The 18,063-nt window shown below is 43.3% G+C and carries 17 protein-coding genes and 1 tRNA gene; 6 read left to right on the forward strand and 12 right to left on the reverse strand.

All coding sequences use genetic code 11. The annotated features are described in order from the left end of the window. Window positions 1–41: 41 nt before the first annotated feature. The 10 genes from FN961_RS23895 to FN961_RS23940 form a co-directional block, all read right to left on the reverse strand. A tRNA-Lys gene (locus FN961_RS23895) sits at window positions 42–117 on the reverse strand. A gap of 187 nt (window positions 118–304) precedes the next feature. After that, the gene (ybgF, locus tag FN961_RS23900; RefSeq protein ID WP_144042691.1) at window positions 305–1,030 is read right to left on the reverse strand and encodes a tol-pal system protein YbgF; all 726 of its coding nucleotides are present in this window, start codon (window positions 1,028–1,030) and stop codon (window positions 305–307) included. 34 nt (window positions 1,031–1,064) lie between these two features. Then, the gene (gene pal, locus FN961_RS23905; protein ID WP_144042660.1) at window positions 1,065–1,607 is read right to left on the reverse strand and encodes a peptidoglycan-associated lipoprotein Pal; all 543 of its coding nucleotides are present in this window, start codon (window positions 1,605–1,607) and stop codon (window positions 1,065–1,067) included. 35 nt (window positions 1,608–1,642) lie between these two features. Continuing rightward, window positions 1,643–2,971, reverse strand: a complete 1,329-nt coding sequence (tolB, locus tag FN961_RS23910) for a Tol-Pal system beta propeller repeat protein TolB (RefSeq protein WP_144042661.1) — start codon at window positions 2,969–2,971, stop codon at window positions 1,643–1,645. 9 nt (window positions 2,972–2,980) lie between these two features. Next, window positions 2,981–3,916 carry a cell envelope integrity protein TolA gene (gene tolA, locus FN961_RS23915; protein ID WP_144042662.1) on the reverse strand — a complete coding sequence of 312 codons (936 nt, stop codon included), beginning with the start codon at window positions 3,914–3,916 and terminating at the stop codon, window positions 2,981–2,983. Window positions 3,917–3,919: 3 nt separating this feature from the next. Continuing rightward, window positions 3,920–4,354 (reverse strand): protein TolR, encoded by a 435-nt coding sequence (tolR, locus tag FN961_RS23920; RefSeq protein WP_144042663.1) that lies wholly within the window; start codon window positions 4,352–4,354, stop codon window positions 3,920–3,922. Beyond that, complete coding sequence (tolQ, locus tag FN961_RS23925) at window positions 4,354–5,043, reverse strand: protein TolQ (protein ID WP_144042664.1); 690 nt, start codon at window positions 5,041–5,043, stop codon at window positions 4,354–4,356. Before tolQ ends, tolR begins: the two co-directional genes overlap by 1 nt. Beyond that, entirely contained in the window at window positions 5,033–5,431 is a 399-nt protein-coding gene (gene ybgC, locus FN961_RS23930) for a tol-pal system-associated acyl-CoA thioesterase (RefSeq protein ID WP_144042665.1), read from the reverse strand. Before ybgC ends, tolQ begins: the two co-directional genes overlap by 11 nt. A 168-nt stretch (window positions 5,432–5,599) precedes the next feature. Further along, complete coding sequence (locus tag FN961_RS23935; RefSeq protein ID WP_373293488.1) at window positions 5,600–7,639, reverse strand: prolyl oligopeptidase family serine peptidase; 2,040 nt, start codon at window positions 7,637–7,639, stop codon at window positions 5,600–5,602. 699 nt (window positions 7,640–8,338) lie between these two features. Continuing rightward, entirely contained in the window at window positions 8,339–9,208 is an 870-nt protein-coding gene (locus FN961_RS23940) for a flagellar protein MotY (protein WP_144042667.1), read from the reverse strand. 140 nt (window positions 9,209–9,348) lie between these two features. On the opposite strand from FN961_RS23940, the gene rnt reads away from it, so the two are divergent. Beyond that, window positions 9,349–10,023 carry a ribonuclease T gene (gene rnt / locus FN961_RS23945; RefSeq protein ID WP_144042668.1) on the forward strand — a complete coding sequence of 225 codons (675 nt, stop codon included), beginning with the start codon at window positions 9,349–9,351 and terminating at the stop codon, window positions 10,021–10,023. 87 nt (window positions 10,024–10,110) lie between these two features. On the opposite strand, the gene FN961_RS23950 is transcribed toward rnt, so the two are convergent. Then, complete coding sequence (locus FN961_RS23950; RefSeq protein WP_144042669.1) at window positions 10,111–10,716, reverse strand: peroxiredoxin C; 606 nt, start codon at window positions 10,714–10,716, stop codon at window positions 10,111–10,113. 302 nt (window positions 10,717–11,018) lie between these two features. Here FN961_RS23950 and FN961_RS23955 point away from each other — a divergent pair, with 302 nt between their 5' ends. Next, entirely contained in the window at window positions 11,019–12,338 is a 1,320-nt protein-coding gene (locus FN961_RS23955; protein ID WP_144042670.1) for a Na+/H+ antiporter family protein, read from the forward strand. A gap of 81 nt (window positions 12,339–12,419) precedes the next feature. Here the strand turns inward: FN961_RS23955 and upp are convergent, their stop codons facing one another. Beyond that, on the reverse strand, window positions 12,420–13,046 hold the full coding sequence (gene upp / locus FN961_RS23960; RefSeq protein ID WP_144042671.1) for a uracil phosphoribosyltransferase: 627 nt from the start codon (window positions 13,044–13,046) through the stop codon (window positions 12,420–12,422). Window positions 13,047–13,259: 213 nt separating this feature from the next. Here upp and purM point away from each other — a divergent pair, with 213 nt between their 5' ends. The 4 genes from purM (at window position 13,260) to FN961_RS23985 (ending at window position 17,838) form a co-directional block, all read left to right on the forward strand. Continuing rightward, the gene (gene purM / locus FN961_RS23965; protein ID WP_144042672.1) at window positions 13,260–14,297 is read left to right on the forward strand and encodes a phosphoribosylformylglycinamidine cyclo-ligase; all 1,038 of its coding nucleotides are present in this window, start codon (window positions 13,260–13,262) and stop codon (window positions 14,295–14,297) included. Then, window positions 14,297–14,941: a phosphoribosylglycinamide formyltransferase gene (gene purN / locus FN961_RS23970; RefSeq protein WP_144042673.1), complete on the forward strand. Its 645-nt coding sequence runs from the start codon at window positions 14,297–14,299 to the stop codon at window positions 14,939–14,941. The genes purM and purN overlap by 1 nt, the downstream gene beginning before the upstream one ends. A gap of 286 nt (window positions 14,942–15,227) precedes the next feature. Then, a complete protein-coding gene (locus FN961_RS23980) occupies window positions 15,228–15,974 on the forward strand; it encodes an HAD-IIA family hydrolase (RefSeq protein ID WP_144042674.1) in 747 nt (248 codons plus the stop codon). Between the two features lie 172 nt (window positions 15,975–16,146). Continuing rightward, entirely contained in the window at window positions 16,147–17,838 is a 1,692-nt protein-coding gene (locus FN961_RS23985; RefSeq protein WP_144042675.1) for a M28 family metallopeptidase, read from the forward strand. Window positions 17,839–18,063: the final 225 nt, after the last annotated feature.

Consider the following 18,063-nt stretch of genomic DNA (forward strand, 5'->3'; position numbering starts at 1 on the left):
GAATTCATCTACTTTGAAAGTAAACCCACTTTCAGAAAAAGTGGTGGGCCGTGAAGGATTCGAACCTTCGACCAATTGGTTAAAAGCCAACTGCTCTACCGACTGAGCTAACGGCCCATCTTTGTTCCGAAGAACAACTCACTAGTTACGTCCTAAAGAACACTAACTTAGCGCCTCAAGCGACTCTGCCGCTCTGAGGGCGCCTATAATACCTTTTTCATCTTCGCATGCAAGTGCATTTTATCTATTTCTTGTTGTTTGAATGAAAAACAGACTAGGAGTATGTTTTTCGTTTCAAATCAGATTAAAGAGCATTCAACTGCTGCTTAGCTATCCTTGCCGCTGCGCTGTTCGCGTACTCTTTTAACACTCTCTGATAATAAGTTTTCGCAGATCCTGCATTTCCAGTCTTTTCAGCTATCATTCCCAGCTTAACTAAACTATCTCCGCGTTTATTCGATTCTTTAAAACTTTCAACAACAGTGTTAAATGCTTCTTTGGCTGAATTAAACTCACCTTTATTATATAAAAGCTGGCCTAGCCAATAATTCGCATTCGCTGAGTAGGTTGAATTGGGATAGTTTTTAGTAAATGCACTAAAAGCTGGGATCGCTTCATCATACTTCTTTTGCTTAAGCACTAAATTAAGCGCACGCTCATAGCTAGCGGTTTCACTTAATGTTGACGAAGCTGAGCCTGAAGTCGATGTCGAAGAAGCCACGGCAACTTGCGCCGGTTTTACTGAGAGATTCGCAATATCGTCATAAAGCTGACGTTGACGTTGTAACATCTGTTCAATCTGATAGTTCTGCTGCTCAGTAAGACCTCGAAGGTCTAACACTTCTTGCTGTAAAGTCTCAAGCTGCTGTTGAGTCTGAAATTCAGATTGCTGCTTGGCTTTTAATATCCTTTCTAAACGTGCAACTCTCTCATCTGTTGACCCACCGGATATATCAGAAACCGGTGCTGGTGCAGCAGTAGCTGCACCTATACTGAGAAGAATTGCCGCACTTAATACGGCATTTTTCATCATCAATCTTACCTACACTCTTTTACTTACAAGATTAGTAAACCAATACCGCTCTACGATTAACCGCAAAACCATCATCGGTACGTGTCATATCTAACGGCTTTTCTTCACCGTAACTGACAATACTCATTTGGCTTGGTAACACGCCCATACCTTGTAGAAACTTAGCCACAGCTTTTGCACGTCTCTCACCTAACGCGATGTTGTACTCAGGTGTTCCACGCTCATCGGCGTGACCTTCAATCATTACGCGTACATTCGGGTGCTCAATAAGGTACTCGCCATGTGCTTGTAGTACTTCTGCAAATTGTGCCGACACTGAACTGCGATCGAAATCGAAATAGATAATGTGCTCTTTACGCAGTTCTTGATACTTGATGCGCTGCTGCTCAGCTGGAGTAAGTACTGGTGCAACGCCACCTGTTTCTACACCGCCAGTCGCAAGTTCACTTCCTGAGTTAGTGCTGGAATTAGAGCTAGTCGCATCAGTTTCAGAATCTGAAGTTGAGCTACAAGCACTAATCGCCATCATAGGAATTGCAACCAACATGGCTTTAAACAGCTTATTGAGATCCATTGTTAAATCCTTAATTTTCTTTATCGTTAAAATAATTATAGAAATGGTGACCAAGAGGGTGACTTAACCTCTCCTTGTCCTGCAGGCAGTCTGGCCTTAAATCGTCCATCCGTTGAAACTGCTGCTAAAACTTGCTTTCCTTGATAAGTCGTCCCGTAAATAACCATCGTGCCGTTTGGTGCAACACTTGGTGATTCATCGAGACGAGTAGACGTTAACACTTGCATAAAGCGAGTCTCGAGATCCATTCTCGCAATATTAAATTTACCATTAGTACGATTGACAAATATCATGCTTCGCCCATCAGGTGACACTGAACCACCTAGGTTCCACTCACCTTCAAAGGTCAATCTTTCCACTTTACCAGATGACAATGTCACCTTATAGATTTGCGGACGACCACCACGTTCGGAGGTAAAGATAAGCGACTTGCCATCTTTAAACCAAGACGCTTCTGTATCGATAGCATAGTGATTAGTAACACGCTTTAATGCCTTGGTCTCGATATCGACTACATAGATCTCAGGCTGACCATCTTTAGAAAGCGTCAAAGCTAACTTTTTACCATCAGGTGAAAAAACGGGCGCACCGTTGATGCCATCATAGCTAGTAATTTTAGCGCGAGATTGTGTATAGATATTTTGAATAAAAACTTCAGCTTTCTTATTTTCAAAACTCACATAAGCAAGCTTACTGCCGTCTGGCGACCAAGAAGGAGACATCAAAGGCTCAGGAGAGCGCAGTAACATCTTTTCATTGTGGCCATCATAATCGGAAATCATTAAGTGGTAGGGTGATTTCTCGCCATGCTTTACTACTACGTAAGCAATACGCGTCAAGAAGGCACCACGAGTTCCGGTCAGTTTCTCGTAAACAATGTCGCTGATCCTGTGACCGTATTGACGAAATTGAGCTAAAGATACCACGGTTTCACGGCTATCTAGTAAGTATTCATTGCTTGACTGCGGCCCAGCATTAGACTGCATCTGTGCCTTAACCAAATCCACCAGCTCAAACTTCACCAGGTATTGATCGTCACCGTAAGGCTTAACCGAGCCCATAACCACAGCTTCAGCTCCTACATTTGACCAGTCTTTTGCCACGAACTGAGACACCTTACTGATATTGGTCTGAGGCAGGCTCAATTCATCTAACGGTTTAAACGTACCACTGCGAGCCAAATCAGACATGACAACATCAGAGATCTGCTGAGGCATAGGCCCTTGTCCTTGCCAAACAAATGGGATCACAGCAATAGGACGCGCCGCATCCACCCCTTCTGTGATCACGATATCCAATGCAGCTCTTGCTGGCATGCTCATCACTACCAGCCCTAGAAAGAGCCATTTTCCCAAAGTCTTCATAGGATTCCTTTAATTAAATTCCGGTCTATAAATAATGTTTAGTTCTTTTAATTTGTCATAAACATCTGGTTCAGTAGATATAGGTAAGCGCTGTATTTTCTGTATAGCGGTTTGAGTTGCTCGACATAAAATAGGATCACCATCCACGATTCTACTCGATGTGACAAATCCATCTTTGGCTAGTCTAACCCATACTGTACAACTCTTTCCTCGCATTGATTCCTCTTGTTGAACATTACGAGAAATTGTCGCGATGATCATACTGGTAAAACGTTGCACTTCAGATGTAACCTGCTTATTACGCGTCTGCGATAACGATGCTTGCTCAGCAGCCAGTGCATCTTGCATCATCTGTTCTTGCTGTCTGCGTGCCTCCTCTTCAGCTTGACGTTTACGTTCAGCATCGGCCTTACGTTTACGCTCATCAGCGGCTTTCTTCGCTGCAGCCTCTTCCTGCTTACGCTTTTCGGCCGCCTTTTTAGCCGCTGCCTCTGACGCTTTACGCTCGCTTTCTTTCTGTTTACGTTCAGCTTCCGCTTTTTTAGCTAGCTCTTTGGCTTGTTTCTCTTGTTGTTGCGCTACTTTCGCCGCTGCATTGGCGTTTTTAGTCTCAAGCTCTTTTTGTTTACGTTGCTGTTCAAGCTTTTTAATTTGAGCTTGCTCATTCTCACGCTCTTGACGAGCCTGCTTTGCTTTACGTTCTAGCTCATCTTGTCTGCTTTTTTCTTTACGCTCGGCCTCTCTCTTTTCGGCTTTCAAGCGCTCAACATGTTGTGCGACCTTTTTTTGGTCTACTACTACAGCCTGAACAGCAGGCGAACTTGCTTGCACTTGCGGTTTAGGTTTCTCTGCAAAATCGACACCCATGATAAGAATAATTATCACGCCTATATGAATGCCAGCTGAAATAGCTAAAGGAAATGTAAAATCCGATCTTATTGCCACCGTCTACTCCTCAGGTGTATCAGTCATCAAACCCACTGAAGGCACACCTGCACCTTGCAACGTCACCATTAGCTGGATCACCTTTTCATAGGCAATACTTCTATCGGCTTTAACCACGACAGGACGTTCTGGTTCAAGCTGTATGATTGCACCAACACGTATAGCAATCTCTTCAAGATCTAATGTCTCACGAGCACTCGAACTGCCTACGTCTAGAAAATAATTCCCATCGGCATCAATTGAGGCGACGACAGGCGGCTTACTGTCTGCGGCTAAGGCTTCAGATTGTGCTTGTGGAAGATCAACTTTTACCCCTTGAGTTACAATTGGTGCAGTCACCATAAAGATGATCAACAGCACCAACATAACATCGATATAGGGAACGACATTGATCTCAGCCACCGGACGCCGGCGTTTACGCTGATAACCCTGCTGCATTATGCCTCTTCCTTTTCGCTGTAAGCTTGACGATGTAAGATGCTCGAGAACTCCTCCATAAAGTTCGCGTACGACATCTCAATCTTATCGACTTGTGTTGTGAAGCGATTATAGGCAATAACGGCAGGAATAGCGGCAAACAAGCCCATCGCTGTTGCGATAAGTGCCTCAGCAATACCAGGAGCGACCATTGCTAATGTGGCATTTTCAACTGCGCCAAGGGCGATAAATGAATTCATGATCCCCCATACTGTACCAAACAGACCGATGTAGGGACTGGTAGAACCAATGGTCGCTAACAAGGGGAGATGGGTTTCCAACTTTTCCATCTCTCTTGAAAGGGACACCCTCATTGCTCGGTAACTGCCATCCATCACAGCATCGGGCACTTTGTTATTTAACTTACTTAATCTGGCATATTCTTTAAAGCCGGTATGAAACAGTGTTTCTAATCCAGTATTACTGTCTTGTCTAGCTGATAGCTCTTTGTACAATTTATTGAGGTCAACACCAGACCAAAACTTATCTTCGAACTTAAGGGCATTTTGTCTGGCAGTGTTCAATAGTCGACGACGCTGAATGATCACCGCCCATGAAACAATTGATAAACTGAGCAAGGTCAGCATTACAAACTTAACTAATAAACTTGCCTGTAAAAACAATCCAATAAATGAAATATCAGCTTCCACTTTTTAACTCCTGAACAATATTATGGGGAATAGCTCTAGGTTTCATTCGTGACAAGGTAATACAAGCGACTAATATCTTGCCTTCACAATACACGACACCTTGGTGATCAACTAAACGCTGCTGAAATGTCAGCGACGCCTTCTTCATGTCTATGACAAGGGATTCAACAAAAAGGTCCTGCTCAAAGCGAGCTGCACGACAAAAATCGAGTTCAGCCTTCTTCACAACAAAAGCAATATCTTCAGCCAACAGCGCTGTTTGCTTAACACCAATTGCTTTTAACCACTCAGTTCGGGCGCGCTCAAAAAAATTAAGATAATTTGAATGATAAACAACACCACCCGCATCGGTATCTTCGTAATAGACAGAAATAGGCCAACGAAACATAAAATTTAGGCGCCAATCATTGAGATAAAAGAGGCCTACTATACCTAGAGACGGTGCAATTGTGAATGCTTCTCAGCATCATGAGAACACTATTGAACATAAATATTTGTTCATAAAAAAGAGACGCTAAGGCGTCTCTTTCAATCAGTAGAAAGTTTCACTTTAAGATTAGTTAATCTTAGCTGGGATCTTTAAACCAAAACTGTCAAACAAAAAGGTGTAAATATCGGCAAACTCATCGATCTTCATCGACGTCGGCTTACCTGCTCCATGGCCGGCATTTGATTCAATGCGCATAATAACAGGCGCATTTCCCCGTTGTTTAGCCTGCAGCATCGCACCAAATTTAAAACTATGCAGTGGCACAACCCGATCGTCATGATCAGCTGTCATCACCATCGTCGCTGGATACTCACGTGCCGTCACATTGTGATACGGTGAGTACGCCATGAGAGCAGGAAATTGTTCCGCAATATCAGCATTACCATACTCACTTGTCCATGCCCAACCTATGGTAAACTTTTGGAAACGAAGCATGTCCAGAACACCTACAGCAGGTAATACTGCAGCAAACAACTCAGGTCGTTGGGTTAATGTTGCTCCCATCAATAAGCCGCCATTACTACGGCCATATGCCCCTAACTTGCTCGTATTTGTATATTTATGCTCAAGTAAATATTCTGCAGCTGCATAATAGTCATCAAATACATTTTGTTTTTTATCGAACATACCCGCTTGATGCCAACTTTCACCGTATTCAGCCCCGCCTCGCAAGTTTGGTACAGCATACACACCACCGAGATCCATCCAGGCAATATTCGCCGGACTAAACTTTGGTGTTAACGAAATAGCAAAACCGCCATAGGCATATAGTAGCGTAGGGTTTGCACCGTTTTTCTTTAATCCTTTTTTATAAACGATCATCATCGGAATACGCGTGCCATCTTTACTGTTGTAAAAGACTTGTTCTGACACATAATCATTGGGGTCAAAGGAGATCTTTGGTTCGGTAAACAGGCTTGATTTACCCGTCTTAAAGTCAAACTTATAAGTTGTTTGCGGCTGTACATAACTATTAAAGACATAGTAAAAATAATCTTTACTGCGTTTACCATAGGGACCTGCAACTTTTCCTTTTCCAGGCAGAACAACATCTTCTGTCAATTCACCCTTCATATTGTAAATAGACAGTTTTCCAAGGACATCATGTAGAGAACTAATCACAAAATGGTCATTTATAATGGCAACATTGCTAATAGGGTCAACGCTCTCAGGTATAATGGTTACCCAGTTTTGTTTATCGCTATTATTAACATCGATGGCGATCACTCTGCCATTAGGTGCCGCTAAATCGGTTTTAAAGTAGAAAACCGATTTATCATTGCCTAGGAAACTGTATTCAGCTTCCAAATCAATGATGAGTTCAACCACATCAGCATTTTGCTCAAGAGATTTATAAAAGAAACGGTTACGGCTATCGGTGCCTTGTGAAATTGACAACAAAAGGTAATCCCCTTTTTCTGTCACTTCGATGCCAAAACCCCAGTCCTTATTCTGAGGACGATCATAGACCAAGGTATCCTGACTCTGTGGCGTCCCTATTTTGTGATAATAAACTTTCTGGTTAAAGTTCACATCGGCAAGTAAATTTCCTCCAGCAGGCGCATCATAGCGTGCGTAAAAGACACCTTTATTATCATGGTCCCAAACCGCACTGGAGAATTTTATCCATTTAAGCTCATCGTTTAATGGACTCCCGGTATCAACATCAACAAACTGCCACTGTTGCCAATCAGATCCTGAATTTGAAGTACCATACGCTAAGGTTTTACCATCACCGCTAACGGCAACACTTGATAGTGCAACGGTACCGTCACTGGATAATAAATTTGGATCTAACACCGCCTTTTCTACACCCGCTTCACCTCTCACGTATAAAACAGATTGGGCCTGCAGGCCATTATTTCGATAGTAAAAAGTATTATCACCATGCTCGAAAGGTGCGGACACTTTTTCGTAATCCCACAGTTCAGTAATTCGGTCGACAATCGCTTGCTTGTTATCAATACCAGCCAAGTATGCTTGACCACTTATCTGCTGCGCCTTGACCCATTTTTTAGTATCAGCTGATTCTACTTCTAAGAAACGATAAGGATCTGCGACCTCTACACCATGGAGTGTTTCTATCGTGTCACCCGCAATGGCCATCGCAGCCGAAGAGCCCTCTACTCCCTTAGTTTGGCAGCCCATCACTAACACAGATAATCCAGCGGCTAATAGTTGCTGCTTTGTCAGAATTGATTTCAATTTCATCTTTCCACCATTGTAGTTGTTTCGTTATATTTATTATTTTGGAGTAAAGTCCAATGATTAAATGATCTTTTCGCAGCTACTATACAATCTAAAATATACATGGCAACGAAAGAAAGACTGCACGCCTAGTGGTTGTTGGGTATAAAAGATTAATAACTCCGTAACATGGCCTACTTAATCTAACTGTAAATATATGCATGCAACTTGCTTAATCAAGCATAAATAGCCATTTAAATTGCATTACCGGATCAAGATCACACCTTTATAGATTATATATTCTAATGACTAAGTGCAATTTTTCTCGTTTGTCGACTTCCCTTCCCCGCCCTATAATGACCACGTTTTCAGGAAGTATCTGCTTCGCGGATATGGAAACAAGAACTCATAATTCCCGTGTCTTACACGTGAATTTATTCCCTGGTTCTTAAGCTTGACTTCCTTCCTTCAATTTGTTGATTGCAATTTATTTTTTGCGGCCTGCTTAAAAAATTAAGCGGGCTTTTTTTTGCCTAAAATTTCTTATCCCAATTTTCTCCGCCCATAAAAAAGCCCAGCTATTTAAGCTAGGCTAATCTCTATAAAACGTGAGTGGCTTTACATCGCTTTACTAATCCTTATAACCACACGCCTGTTTCGCGCACGTTCATCTATCGTGTCATTAGATGCAACATGATTACGTTCACCGTGCCCTACCGTATGGATACGATCTTTGGTTATTCCTGCAGAGATAAAGAACTCTTTAACGGAATCTGCTCGTTCGTCTGATATTTTTTGGTTAATAGAACGACCACCATAACTGTCAGTATAAGCATCAATTAACACTAACTCGACATCAGGATCATAGGAAAGATACTCTTGTACTTTAGCAATCTGTGCTTTGGCATAGCGAGTAAGCTCTTTACCACCAAATTCATAGGTCAACACAGTAAACGCAATATCATCAAAACTATAGGGTAACAGGCCAGATAAACAGGATTTAAACTCACTGTATTTTCGATTGAAGTTGACCGCTGACAGACCAACGGCAATTTTATTGCTGCGGTTATACCAATCGGCATAATAGAAGGTTGGCTGCATTCCTTGTTCTAGTTCGGCGAGCATAGACCAAGCAGCATTTCGTGGGACTTCGCCACTGAAATATTTCTGATAGGTAAGCTCTGTGATCTCTTTAGAGAGAATCCCAGGACGCCAAGCGGGCGCTAGACTCATCAATTTGGCTTGGGTCACTTGATCCGGTTTAACCCACATGTCTAAGTTAAAAATGAGGTTGTGATCTTTGCCTGCTTCGCTGGTAAAGACGGCTTTACCATAGGCCGGAATGTCATGTTCGAGACGACACATAATAGGCGTATTACCACTTAGCTCCCATTGGGATTGATCCAACGAGGCAACATAGTGACGCAATTCTGCACTCGCCGTGAGAGGCAGAAACACCGTTAACACTAGTAATACTCTTAGCCACATACAAAGTACTCATATTTATTCTATTACTTAGCCTATCGGCACATTTTTACATACCTTTAGCTTATAAAACAACCAATCAAACATGACAGCATTCACTCGTTGCCTCATAATAGCGACCTGCTAACTATTTGGACATGTTAATGAGCGAAATTTGCGACGCTAATAAATTAAGTAACCGTTTTCGAGGCTACTTCCCCGTTGTCATTGATGTTGAAACAGCGGGTTTCAATGCCCAGACTGATGCGTTGCTTGAAATCGCCGTCACCATGCTCAAGATGGATGATGAAGGTATCCTAAGTTTAGACAAGACTTTACATTTTAACATCGAACCTTTTGAAGGCGCGAATCTGGAACCTGAAGCGTTAGCATTCACAGGCATCGATCCCACGAATCCATTGCGCGGAGCTATCAGTGAGAAAGAGGCTTTTCTGGAGATCTTTAAAGAGGTCAAAAAGGCTCAAAAAGCCGTTGGCTGTCATCGAAGCATTATTGTTGCCCATAATGCCGCTTTCGATCATGGTTTTGTGACTCAGGCTATCGAACGCTGTGCCCTTAAACGCTCACCTTTCCACCCCTTCGCCACGTTTGATACTGCGGCACTGTCGGGCCTTGCACTTGGTCATACAGTATTAGCTAAGGCCTGTTCAATTGCCGGGATCCCCTTTGATAATAATGAGGCTCACTCAGCATTGTACGACACTGAACGCACAGCAGAGCTATTTTGCCTAATAGTTAACCGTTGGAAAGCACTGGGCGGATGGCCGTTGGCTGTTGATGACGAGAGTACTGAAGACAACAGTAGTGAAGAAGCTTAACTAGCAGATTTTATTAAATTACGGACACAAAAAAGCTGCGATAAACGCAGCTTTTTTTATGCTTGAACAACTATTAATTATTGAAAATTATAGAGCGTCAGCATTATCATTTAGGTAAGAAGCAACACCTTCTGGACTTGCATCCATACCTTTGTCGCCTTTTTCCCAACCAGCTGGGCAAACGTCACCGTGCTCTTCGTGGAATTGAAGTGCATCGATCATACGTAGCATTTCATCAACGTTACGACCTAGTGGAAGATCGTTCACAACTTGGTGACGAACTTGACCTTCTTTGTCGATTAGGAAAGAACCACGGAAAGCAACACCCGCTTCTGGATGCTCAACATCGTATGCTTTACAGATTTCATGCTTAACGTCAGCAACCAATGTGTACTGAACTGGACCAATCCCGCCTTGAGCGACAGGAGTGTTACGCCATGCATTGTGAGTGAACTGTGAATCGATAGACACACCAATCACTTCAACGCCACGCTTCTTGAACTCTTCGATACGGTGATCGAAAGCAATTAGCTCAGATGGGCATACGAAAGTAAAATCAAGTGGGTAGAAAAAAACTACCGTTGGCTTGCCTTGAATTGCTTCAGAAAGGTTAAAGCTATCAACGATTTCGCCATTAGCCAGAACAGCTGCAGCAGTGAAGTCAGGTGCCGGACGGCCTACTAATACGCTCATTTTATATCTCCATCTATGGATTGAAAAACTGTTTTTCATTTAAATCTTATCGCATTATAGGCACTGTTTACTCCTGCACAAGTCAATAACACGCCTTTTACTAAATATTCCTCTTTACGGTGCTTTTGTAGCCTTAATAACCTTAACAAAAGCGCTGTTATTTACAGTTCATGCTTATTTATCACCACAGAGAGTTAACAACTTACCGATTTAAGCAGAAAAATGTGCTCTTTACTGGACAAATCCACGTCTGCTAAGCAAAAATAACCGCCAATCTAACGCGTAGAAAAGAAAATATAGATATGAACGCTGTTGTTATCTCGGTTTGCCTGATGTTGGGCCTCAGTTTAGCGAGGGTAAATGTCGTCGTCGCACTTACCATCTCTGCATTAGTAGCTGGACTTATTGGGGGATTGGATCTCCATCAAACGGTCGAAGCCTTTAACACTGGTCTTGGAGGAGGCGCACAGATAGCGCTAAGCTATGCCTTACTCGGCGCCTTTGCGGTGGCTTTGTCGCATTCAGGTCTTACGACGCTCATATCAAGCAAGGTTATCGGTTTATTAGGTAAAGAACAAAACAGCACTAACAACAAACGAGTGCGTTGGATTTTACTGTTAACGATTCTATCAATGGCTATCGCCTCACAGAATATTTTGCCGATCCATATTGCTTTTATCCCTATTCTAATCCCCCCGCTTTTACATGTAATGTCTAAGCTAAAAATGGATCGTCGTTTAGTTGCCTGTGTGCTCACCTTTGGACTCGTGACCACCTATATGGTGTTACCCGTCGGATTTGGTGGCATCTTTTTGTACGACATCTTGCTAACTAACTTAAATAGCAACAATCTGCTTGCAGTTAGAGAGCAAGTTGCTCCAGCCATGTTGATCCCTGCGTTAGGCATGTTTTTTGGCTTATTGGTCGCCATATTTATCAGCTACCGTAAACCTCGCGAATACAAAGAAGAACTCATCTTGGCGACAGAGCCTGAAGAAGGCGTTAAACCACGTAATATCGCCATTGCCCTTATCGCCGTTGTCGCGACCTTAGTGGTACAGCTGTACACAGGTTCAATGATTTTCGGTGCTCTGGTCGGTTTTATCGTCTTTAGCTTTTCTGGCGCACTTAAGCATGTTGCGGATCAAGATATCTTCAACCAAGGCGTACGCATGATGGCCAATATCGGCTTTATCATGATATCTGCTGCTGGCTTTGCCGCCGTGATCAAGGGAACTGGCGATGTCGCTAGCTTGGTTGAGATAATGAACAGTGCCATTGGTGACAATAAGGCACTGGCCGCCTTCTTAATGTTACTGGTGGGTTTACTTATCACGATGGGAATTGGTTCATCATTTTCAACCATCCCTATTATTGCCGCGATTTATGTTCCTTTGGCGATGAGTTTCGGCTTCTCTATTGAAGCAACCATTGCGCTGGTAGGCACCGCTGCCGCACTTGGAGATGCAGGCTCACCCGCCTCCGAATCAACCTTAGGTCCAACTGCGGGTCTTAATGCCGATGGTCAGCATGATCATATGAAAGACAGTGTGATTCCGACTTTTATTCACTACAACATTCCACTGTTAGTGTTTGGTTGGATTGCCGCGATGGTGCTTTAGTCTGCGAGCTAATCAGAAATCATAAAAACAAAAAAGGAGCCATTTGGCTCCTTTTTTACTTAACGGGATTAACTAAAAAAATTATTTAGTGCCGAAGATTTTATCGCCTGCATCACCAAGACCAGGAAGGATATAACCTTGCTCGTTCAGGCAATCATCGATAGATGCGGTGTAAAGTTCGATATCTGGATGAGCTTTCTCAAGCGCCGTAACACCTTCTGGTGCAGCCACTAACACAAGGGCTTTAATCGAAGTGCAACCACGGGCTTTTAACAGATCGATAGTGGAGATCATTGACCCACCTGTCGCCAACATAGGATCGACAACCAAGGCGATACGAGAAGGCATATCACTGGCAAGCTTTTCAAAATAAGGAACAGGCTCGAGTGTTTCTTCGTCGCGGTACATGCCCACAACCGAAATACGCGCACTTGGAATATGCTCTAACACACCATCCATCATACCAAGACCAGCACGAAGAATAGGCACAACCGTGACCTTCTTACCTTTAATCTGCTCTACTTCAACAGGGCCGTTCCAACCTTCGATGGTCACTGTTTCAGTTTCAAAATCAGCGGTTGCTTCATAAGTTAGAAGACTACCCACCTCTGCAGCCAGTTCACGAAAACGTTTAGTGCTGATATCACCTTCACGCATTAACCCGATTTTATGACGAACTAAAGGATGTTTAACTTCGACAACTTTCATCTTCTTCTCCTGATTTTTTACATTTCAACAAGCAAATTCAGAAGATTTTAGTGTATTTGTCCGCAATGGAAAACATAAAGTTTTAAAAACCCAATAAATCGTGACCTATGTCAGGTCTTATATCTTCATTCTCCCCCTTTCGAGTGATGACACAAGCTGTTAGAATAGCGCCGCATAAAATCCAATAACTATTCTGTACCCGAGAGGATCTTCGTGAGCACTCCTACCCAACTAAGCTATAAAGATGCAGGTGTTGATATCGACGCCGGAAATGCACTTGTTGATAATATTAAGACTGCCGTGAAACGTACCCACCGTCCAGAAGTTATGGGCAATTTAGGTGGATTTGGTGCTCTGTGTGAGTTGCCAACTAAGTACAAACACCCAGTTCTGGTTTCTGGCACCGATGGTGTTGGTACTAAGTTGAGATTAGCCATTGACTATAAAAAGCACGACACGGTCGGAATTGACCTTGTTGCTATGTGCTCTAACGATTTAATCGTCTCTGGTGCTGAGCCACTTTTCTTCCTCGACTACTATGCCACTGGCAAACTAGACGTTGATGCGGCGACGGCTGTCGTTAAAGGTATTGCAGAGGGTTGTGTACAATCTGGCTGCGCCTTAATCGGTGGCGAAACTGCTGAAATGCCTGGCATGTATGAAGGCGATGACTACGACTTAGCTGGCTTCTGTGTTGGCGTCGTCGAAAAAGCTGACATTATCGATGGCACTAAAGTGGTTGCCGGTGACTCCCTTATCGCACTTGGTGCTAGCGGACCACATTCAAATGGCTTTTCTCTTATCCGTAAGGTACTAGAAGTCAGTGGCGCAGATCCAGAGCAAGAGCTTGAAGGTAAGGCCTTAATTGATCACTTACTAGAGCCTACAAAAATTTATGTTAAGTCACTGCTTAAACTGATTGAACAATCAGATATACATGCAATGGCACACATCACAGGCGGTGGATTTTGGGAAAATATCCCACGTGTACTACCTGATGATTGTAAAGCCGTTATCCAAGGTGATTCATGGAAGTGGCCTACAATCTTCAACTGGCTAATGGAAAACGGCAACATAGCAGAATTTGAGATGTACCGTACATTCAACTGTGGAGTCGGCATGGTTGTCGCCCTTCCAAGTGACAAAGTTGAAGCAGCGCTTACATTGCTAAATGCTGAAGGCGAAAAAGCCTGGTTAATTGGTGAAATTGCCAATCGCAATGACAATGAAGAGCAAGTGGAGATCCTGTAATGTCTGTTAGCTGTCGCGTATTAGTCTTAATCTCGGGAAATGGCAGTAATTTACAAGCCATTATCGACGGATGCGATGATAATCTTCAAGCCGATGTTGTGGGTGTTATCAGTAACAAACCCGATGCTTACGGCCTGATCCGCGCTCACCAAAGTGAGATTGATACCAGCTGTGTGATAGCTTATAAAGACGAAACTCGTGTCGAGTATGACGCCAGACTAAAATTGGCTATCGATAAGTACCAACCGGATCTTATTGTACTGGCAGGTTTTATGCGCATACTCAGCGACGAGTTTGTACAAGGCTTTGAAGGAAAGATGATCAACATCCACCCTTCACTTCTGCCTAAATACACCGGACTTCATACTCATCAACGCGCTATTGACGCTAAAGACCAAGTACATGGTGTTAGCGTGCATTTTGTGACACCTGAGCTCGATTCTGGACCGGTTATTCTTCAGGCTAAAGTGCCTGTTTATGAAGAAGACACTTGTGAGATACTTGCTCTGCGTGTTAACGAACAAGAGCATGCAATATATCCTTTGGTCGTTAAGTGGTTCAGTCAAAACAGACTAGCAATGCTTAATGGTAAAGCCGTACTTGATAGCGTAGAACTTGGCGCTGCAGGTTACGCTGTAGATTAAGCACTAACTCTGTCCTGTCCTCTCCTGAAATAGGTTGACGGTTTTATTAGACCAGTAGCTTCTGCTTCTGGTCTTTTTTGTGCACTTGATTTGACGTTTTCATCCCCAAGCTCAAATGCGGCCTCATTTCATTGTAGTGTCTTGTCGCTAAGCCTAAGTTTTATGACAAAGCCATTGTGCTCCCGCCTAAATGGGTTATATATAGAAGCTAGAAATTAACGAGTTACGTAAACAAAGCGCTTTAATAGCTATTTTTTCAAACAAAACCGCAAACCGAGAGCCACTAATGAAAAATATTATTTGCGATATCGATGGCGTTTTACTGCATGACAACCAATTAATCCCTGGCAGCGACAAGTTTATACATCGCGTGCTTGAACAAGGTAACCCATTGGTTGTCTTAACTAACTACCCAGTACAAACAGGTAAAGATCTACAAAACAGATTAGGCGCTGCTGGCATTAAGATCCCTGAAGAGTGTTTTTACACCTCAGCGATGGCCACGGCTGACTTTCTGAAACATCAAACGGGCAACAAAGCCTATGTGATTGGCGAAGGCGCCCTCACCCATGAGCTTTACAAAGCCGGCTTTACTATTACCGATATTAATCCAGATTTTGTGATAGTCGGTGAAACTCGCTCTTACAACTGGGAGATGATCCATAAAGCCGCTAAGTTTGTTGCCGAAGGTGCTAGATTTATCGCAACAAACCCAGACACCCATGGCCCATCTTTTAGCCCTGCTTGCGGAGCACTATGTGCCCCCATAGAGCGCATAACAGGTCGTCTACCATTTTATGTCGGAAAACCAAGTTCTTGGATCATTCGCTCTGCACTGAATCATATTGATGGTCATTCAGACAATACCATCATTATCGGCGATAATATGAAAACTGATATTCTGGCGGGGTTTCAAGCAGGCCTTGAGACGGTACTCGTGACAAGTGGCGTCAGTCAGCTTAGAGATGTTGAGCTCGAGCCGTTCAGGCCAAATCATATCTTTGCGTGTGCCGGTGACATTGACGTCGTGTAGACAAGGTTACATTGGCAATATTAAGCAACACATTTAACTGAATTAAACCCCTTGGTCCACTTGTCAACGTGGGCCTTTTGCATCCATTATGCTATTGGATTTATCACTAATACCTCATTAGTCGATTAACCTCTTTCACCCTAAGCCAATAATAACAAGAATAGGATACCCCATGCGATCACTACTTCCAGTATCGGCCCTTGCACTGCTCAGTGCCTGCGGCCAACAAGCAACAGAGACTCAATCACACGTTCAAACTCCAACTCAGTCCCAAGAAAGCGCCCAAGTTAACTTCGATGAGGCTCGATTTCGCGAAGATATTAAAACCCTTTCCTCAGATAAGTTTGAAGGGCGTGCTCCCACCACTCATGGTGAAAAGCTCACCCTAGACTACTTAACAACGGCCTTCAAAGAGATGGGGTTGAGCGGTGCAAATAAAGGAGACTTTTTGCAAGCTGTGCCAATGGTGAGTTACACCGCTGATGAAGAACAAGCAATTAGCTTTGCAGGCATCGAACTTAAGCATCGTAAAGATATTGTACTAGGCAGCCGCCATGATAACGGCGGCATCAATATTAAAGATGCACCCTTAGTATTCGTCGGATATGGTATCACTGCACCAGAGTACAATTGGGACGATTATCAAGGTATTGATATGACTGGTAAGATTGCTGTCATGCTTGTCAATGATCCCGGCTTTGCTAAACCTGAATCAGGCCTGTTTAACGGCAAAGCCATGACTTATTACGGGCGCTGGGACTACAAATATAAAGAAGCGAGCGATCATGGTGCATTAGGCGCGATTATTATCCATGACACTGCGCCAGCTTCATACCCTTGGTCTGTTGTCGAAAATAGCTGGACGGGGGCACAACAAGACTTGGTTCAAAGTAAAGCGAAGCGTGTTCAAGTGGAAGGTTGGATCACCTTGGATGTCGCAACACAACTGTTCACTCAATCGGGACTATCATTACCGGAATTGATGGATAAAGCCGCTAACGGCTCACTCAATTACCCCCTTCAACAAACTGCCAATATTCAATTTGCAAACAAGGCCGAATACGCCAATAGCTACAATGTTGTCGCGACACTCGCTGGCAGTAAAACACCTGATGAACACGTTCTTTTTTCCGCTCATTGGGATCATATCGGTGTTGATGAAAGTAAAACCGACGATAAAATCTATAATGGTGCACTCGACAACGCCTCCGGTACTGCCGGGATTCTAGAAATAGCGCGACAATTCGCCCAACAGGCCAAAAATGGTCAACCATCCGATCGTTCTATCACTTTTATCGCCACTACGGGGGAGGAGCAAGGATTACTCGGTTCTCGTTACTATGCTGCTAATCCGCTCTACCCTATTGATAAATCCGTCGCTGTCTTTAATCTCGACAGCACCAATATTTATGGCAGAACAAGCGATTATACGATTGTCGGTAAGGGTAAGTCAGAGCTAGAAGAGTACCTAATTAAGGCATTAGAGCCATTACAACGTATAGCGAAAGCGGAGAGACACCCTGAATCTGGTGGTTTTTTCCGTTCAGATCATTTCAGCTTTGCACAAAAAGGCATTCCAGCCGTCTTCGCTGGAGGCGGTAGCCAACCCATCGATGAGGCCACTAGCCAATACAAAGCCAAGATGAAACTGATAATGAAGGGTTGTTATCACAATACCTGTGACGAATACCGTGAAGATTGGGATCTCAGTGGCGCACTAGAAGATATCGGAGTCTACTTTAACGCAGCTCACGCACTGGCAAACAGTGATGATTGGCCAGGTTACTACCAAGGAACCGAATTTCATCGCCTACGAGCGGCTAAATCAACAGAAGCTCAAGCAGCAATTAGTGCAGATGAGTAATACCTAGCCACAAAACACGCCCAGCCTTGCTGGGCGTTTATATTTTAACCACACCATGAATAATTGAAAAAAAATAGCTATTTTTCTCAATTGTTCAAACTACTAACTATCGATTATCAAAAGATAAATTATATACGCCTCAACAAGATTAAAAAGAAGATTTCACATCAAAATGCGCATTAAATTATATATTACTCAATTTGTAATTTGTAAAAATAGATTTAA

It is taken from the genome of Shewanella hanedai, from assembly GCF_007197645.1.
In the GTDB taxonomy this organism is placed as follows: Bacteria; Pseudomonadota; Gammaproteobacteria; order Enterobacterales; family Shewanellaceae; genus Shewanella; species Shewanella hanedai.

Coding starts and splice junctions, on each gene's coding strand:
- ybgF (WP_144042691.1), bottom strand. CDS start 1,030: ATGAAAAATGCCGTATTAAGTGCGGCAATTCTTCTCAGTATAGGTGCA.
- pal (WP_144042660.1), bottom strand. CDS start 1,607: ATGGATCTCAATAAGCTGTTTAAAGCCATGTTGGTTGCAATTCCTATG.
- tolB (WP_144042661.1), bottom strand. CDS start 2,971: ATGAAGACTTTGGGAAAATGGCTCTTTCTAGGGCTGGTAGTGATGAGC.
- tolR (WP_144042663.1), bottom strand. CDS start 4,354: ATGCAGCAGGGTTATCAGCGTAAACGCCGGCGTCCGGTGGCTGAGATC.
- ybgC (WP_144042665.1), bottom strand. CDS start 5,431: ATGTTTCGTTGGCCTATTTCTGTCTATTACGAAGATACCGATGCGGGT.
- FN961_RS23935 (WP_373293488.1), bottom strand. CDS start 7,639: ATGGCCATTGCGGGTGACACGATAGAAACACTCCATGGTGTAGAGGTC.
- FN961_RS23940 (WP_144042667.1), bottom strand. CDS start 9,208: ATGTGGCTAAGAGTATTACTAGTGTTAACGGTGTTTCTGCCTCTCACG.
- rnt (WP_144042668.1), top strand. CDS start 9,349: ATGAGCGAAATTTGCGACGCTAATAAATTAAGTAACCGTTTTCGAGGC.
- FN961_RS23950 (WP_144042669.1), bottom strand. CDS start 10,716: ATGAGCGTATTAGTAGGCCGTCCGGCACCTGACTTCACTGCTGCAGCT.
- FN961_RS23955 (WP_144042670.1), top strand. CDS start 11,019: ATGAACGCTGTTGTTATCTCGGTTTGCCTGATGTTGGGCCTCAGTTTA.
- upp (WP_144042671.1), bottom strand. CDS start 13,046: ATGAAAGTTGTCGAAGTTAAACATCCTTTAGTTCGTCATAAAATCGGG.
- purN (WP_144042673.1), top strand. CDS start 14,297: ATGTCTGTTAGCTGTCGCGTATTAGTCTTAATCTCGGGAAATGGCAGT.
- FN961_RS23980 (WP_144042674.1), top strand. CDS start 15,228: ATGAAAAATATTATTTGCGATATCGATGGCGTTTTACTGCATGACAAC.
- FN961_RS23985 (WP_144042675.1), top strand. CDS start 16,147: ATGCGATCACTACTTCCAGTATCGGCCCTTGCACTGCTCAGTGCCTGC.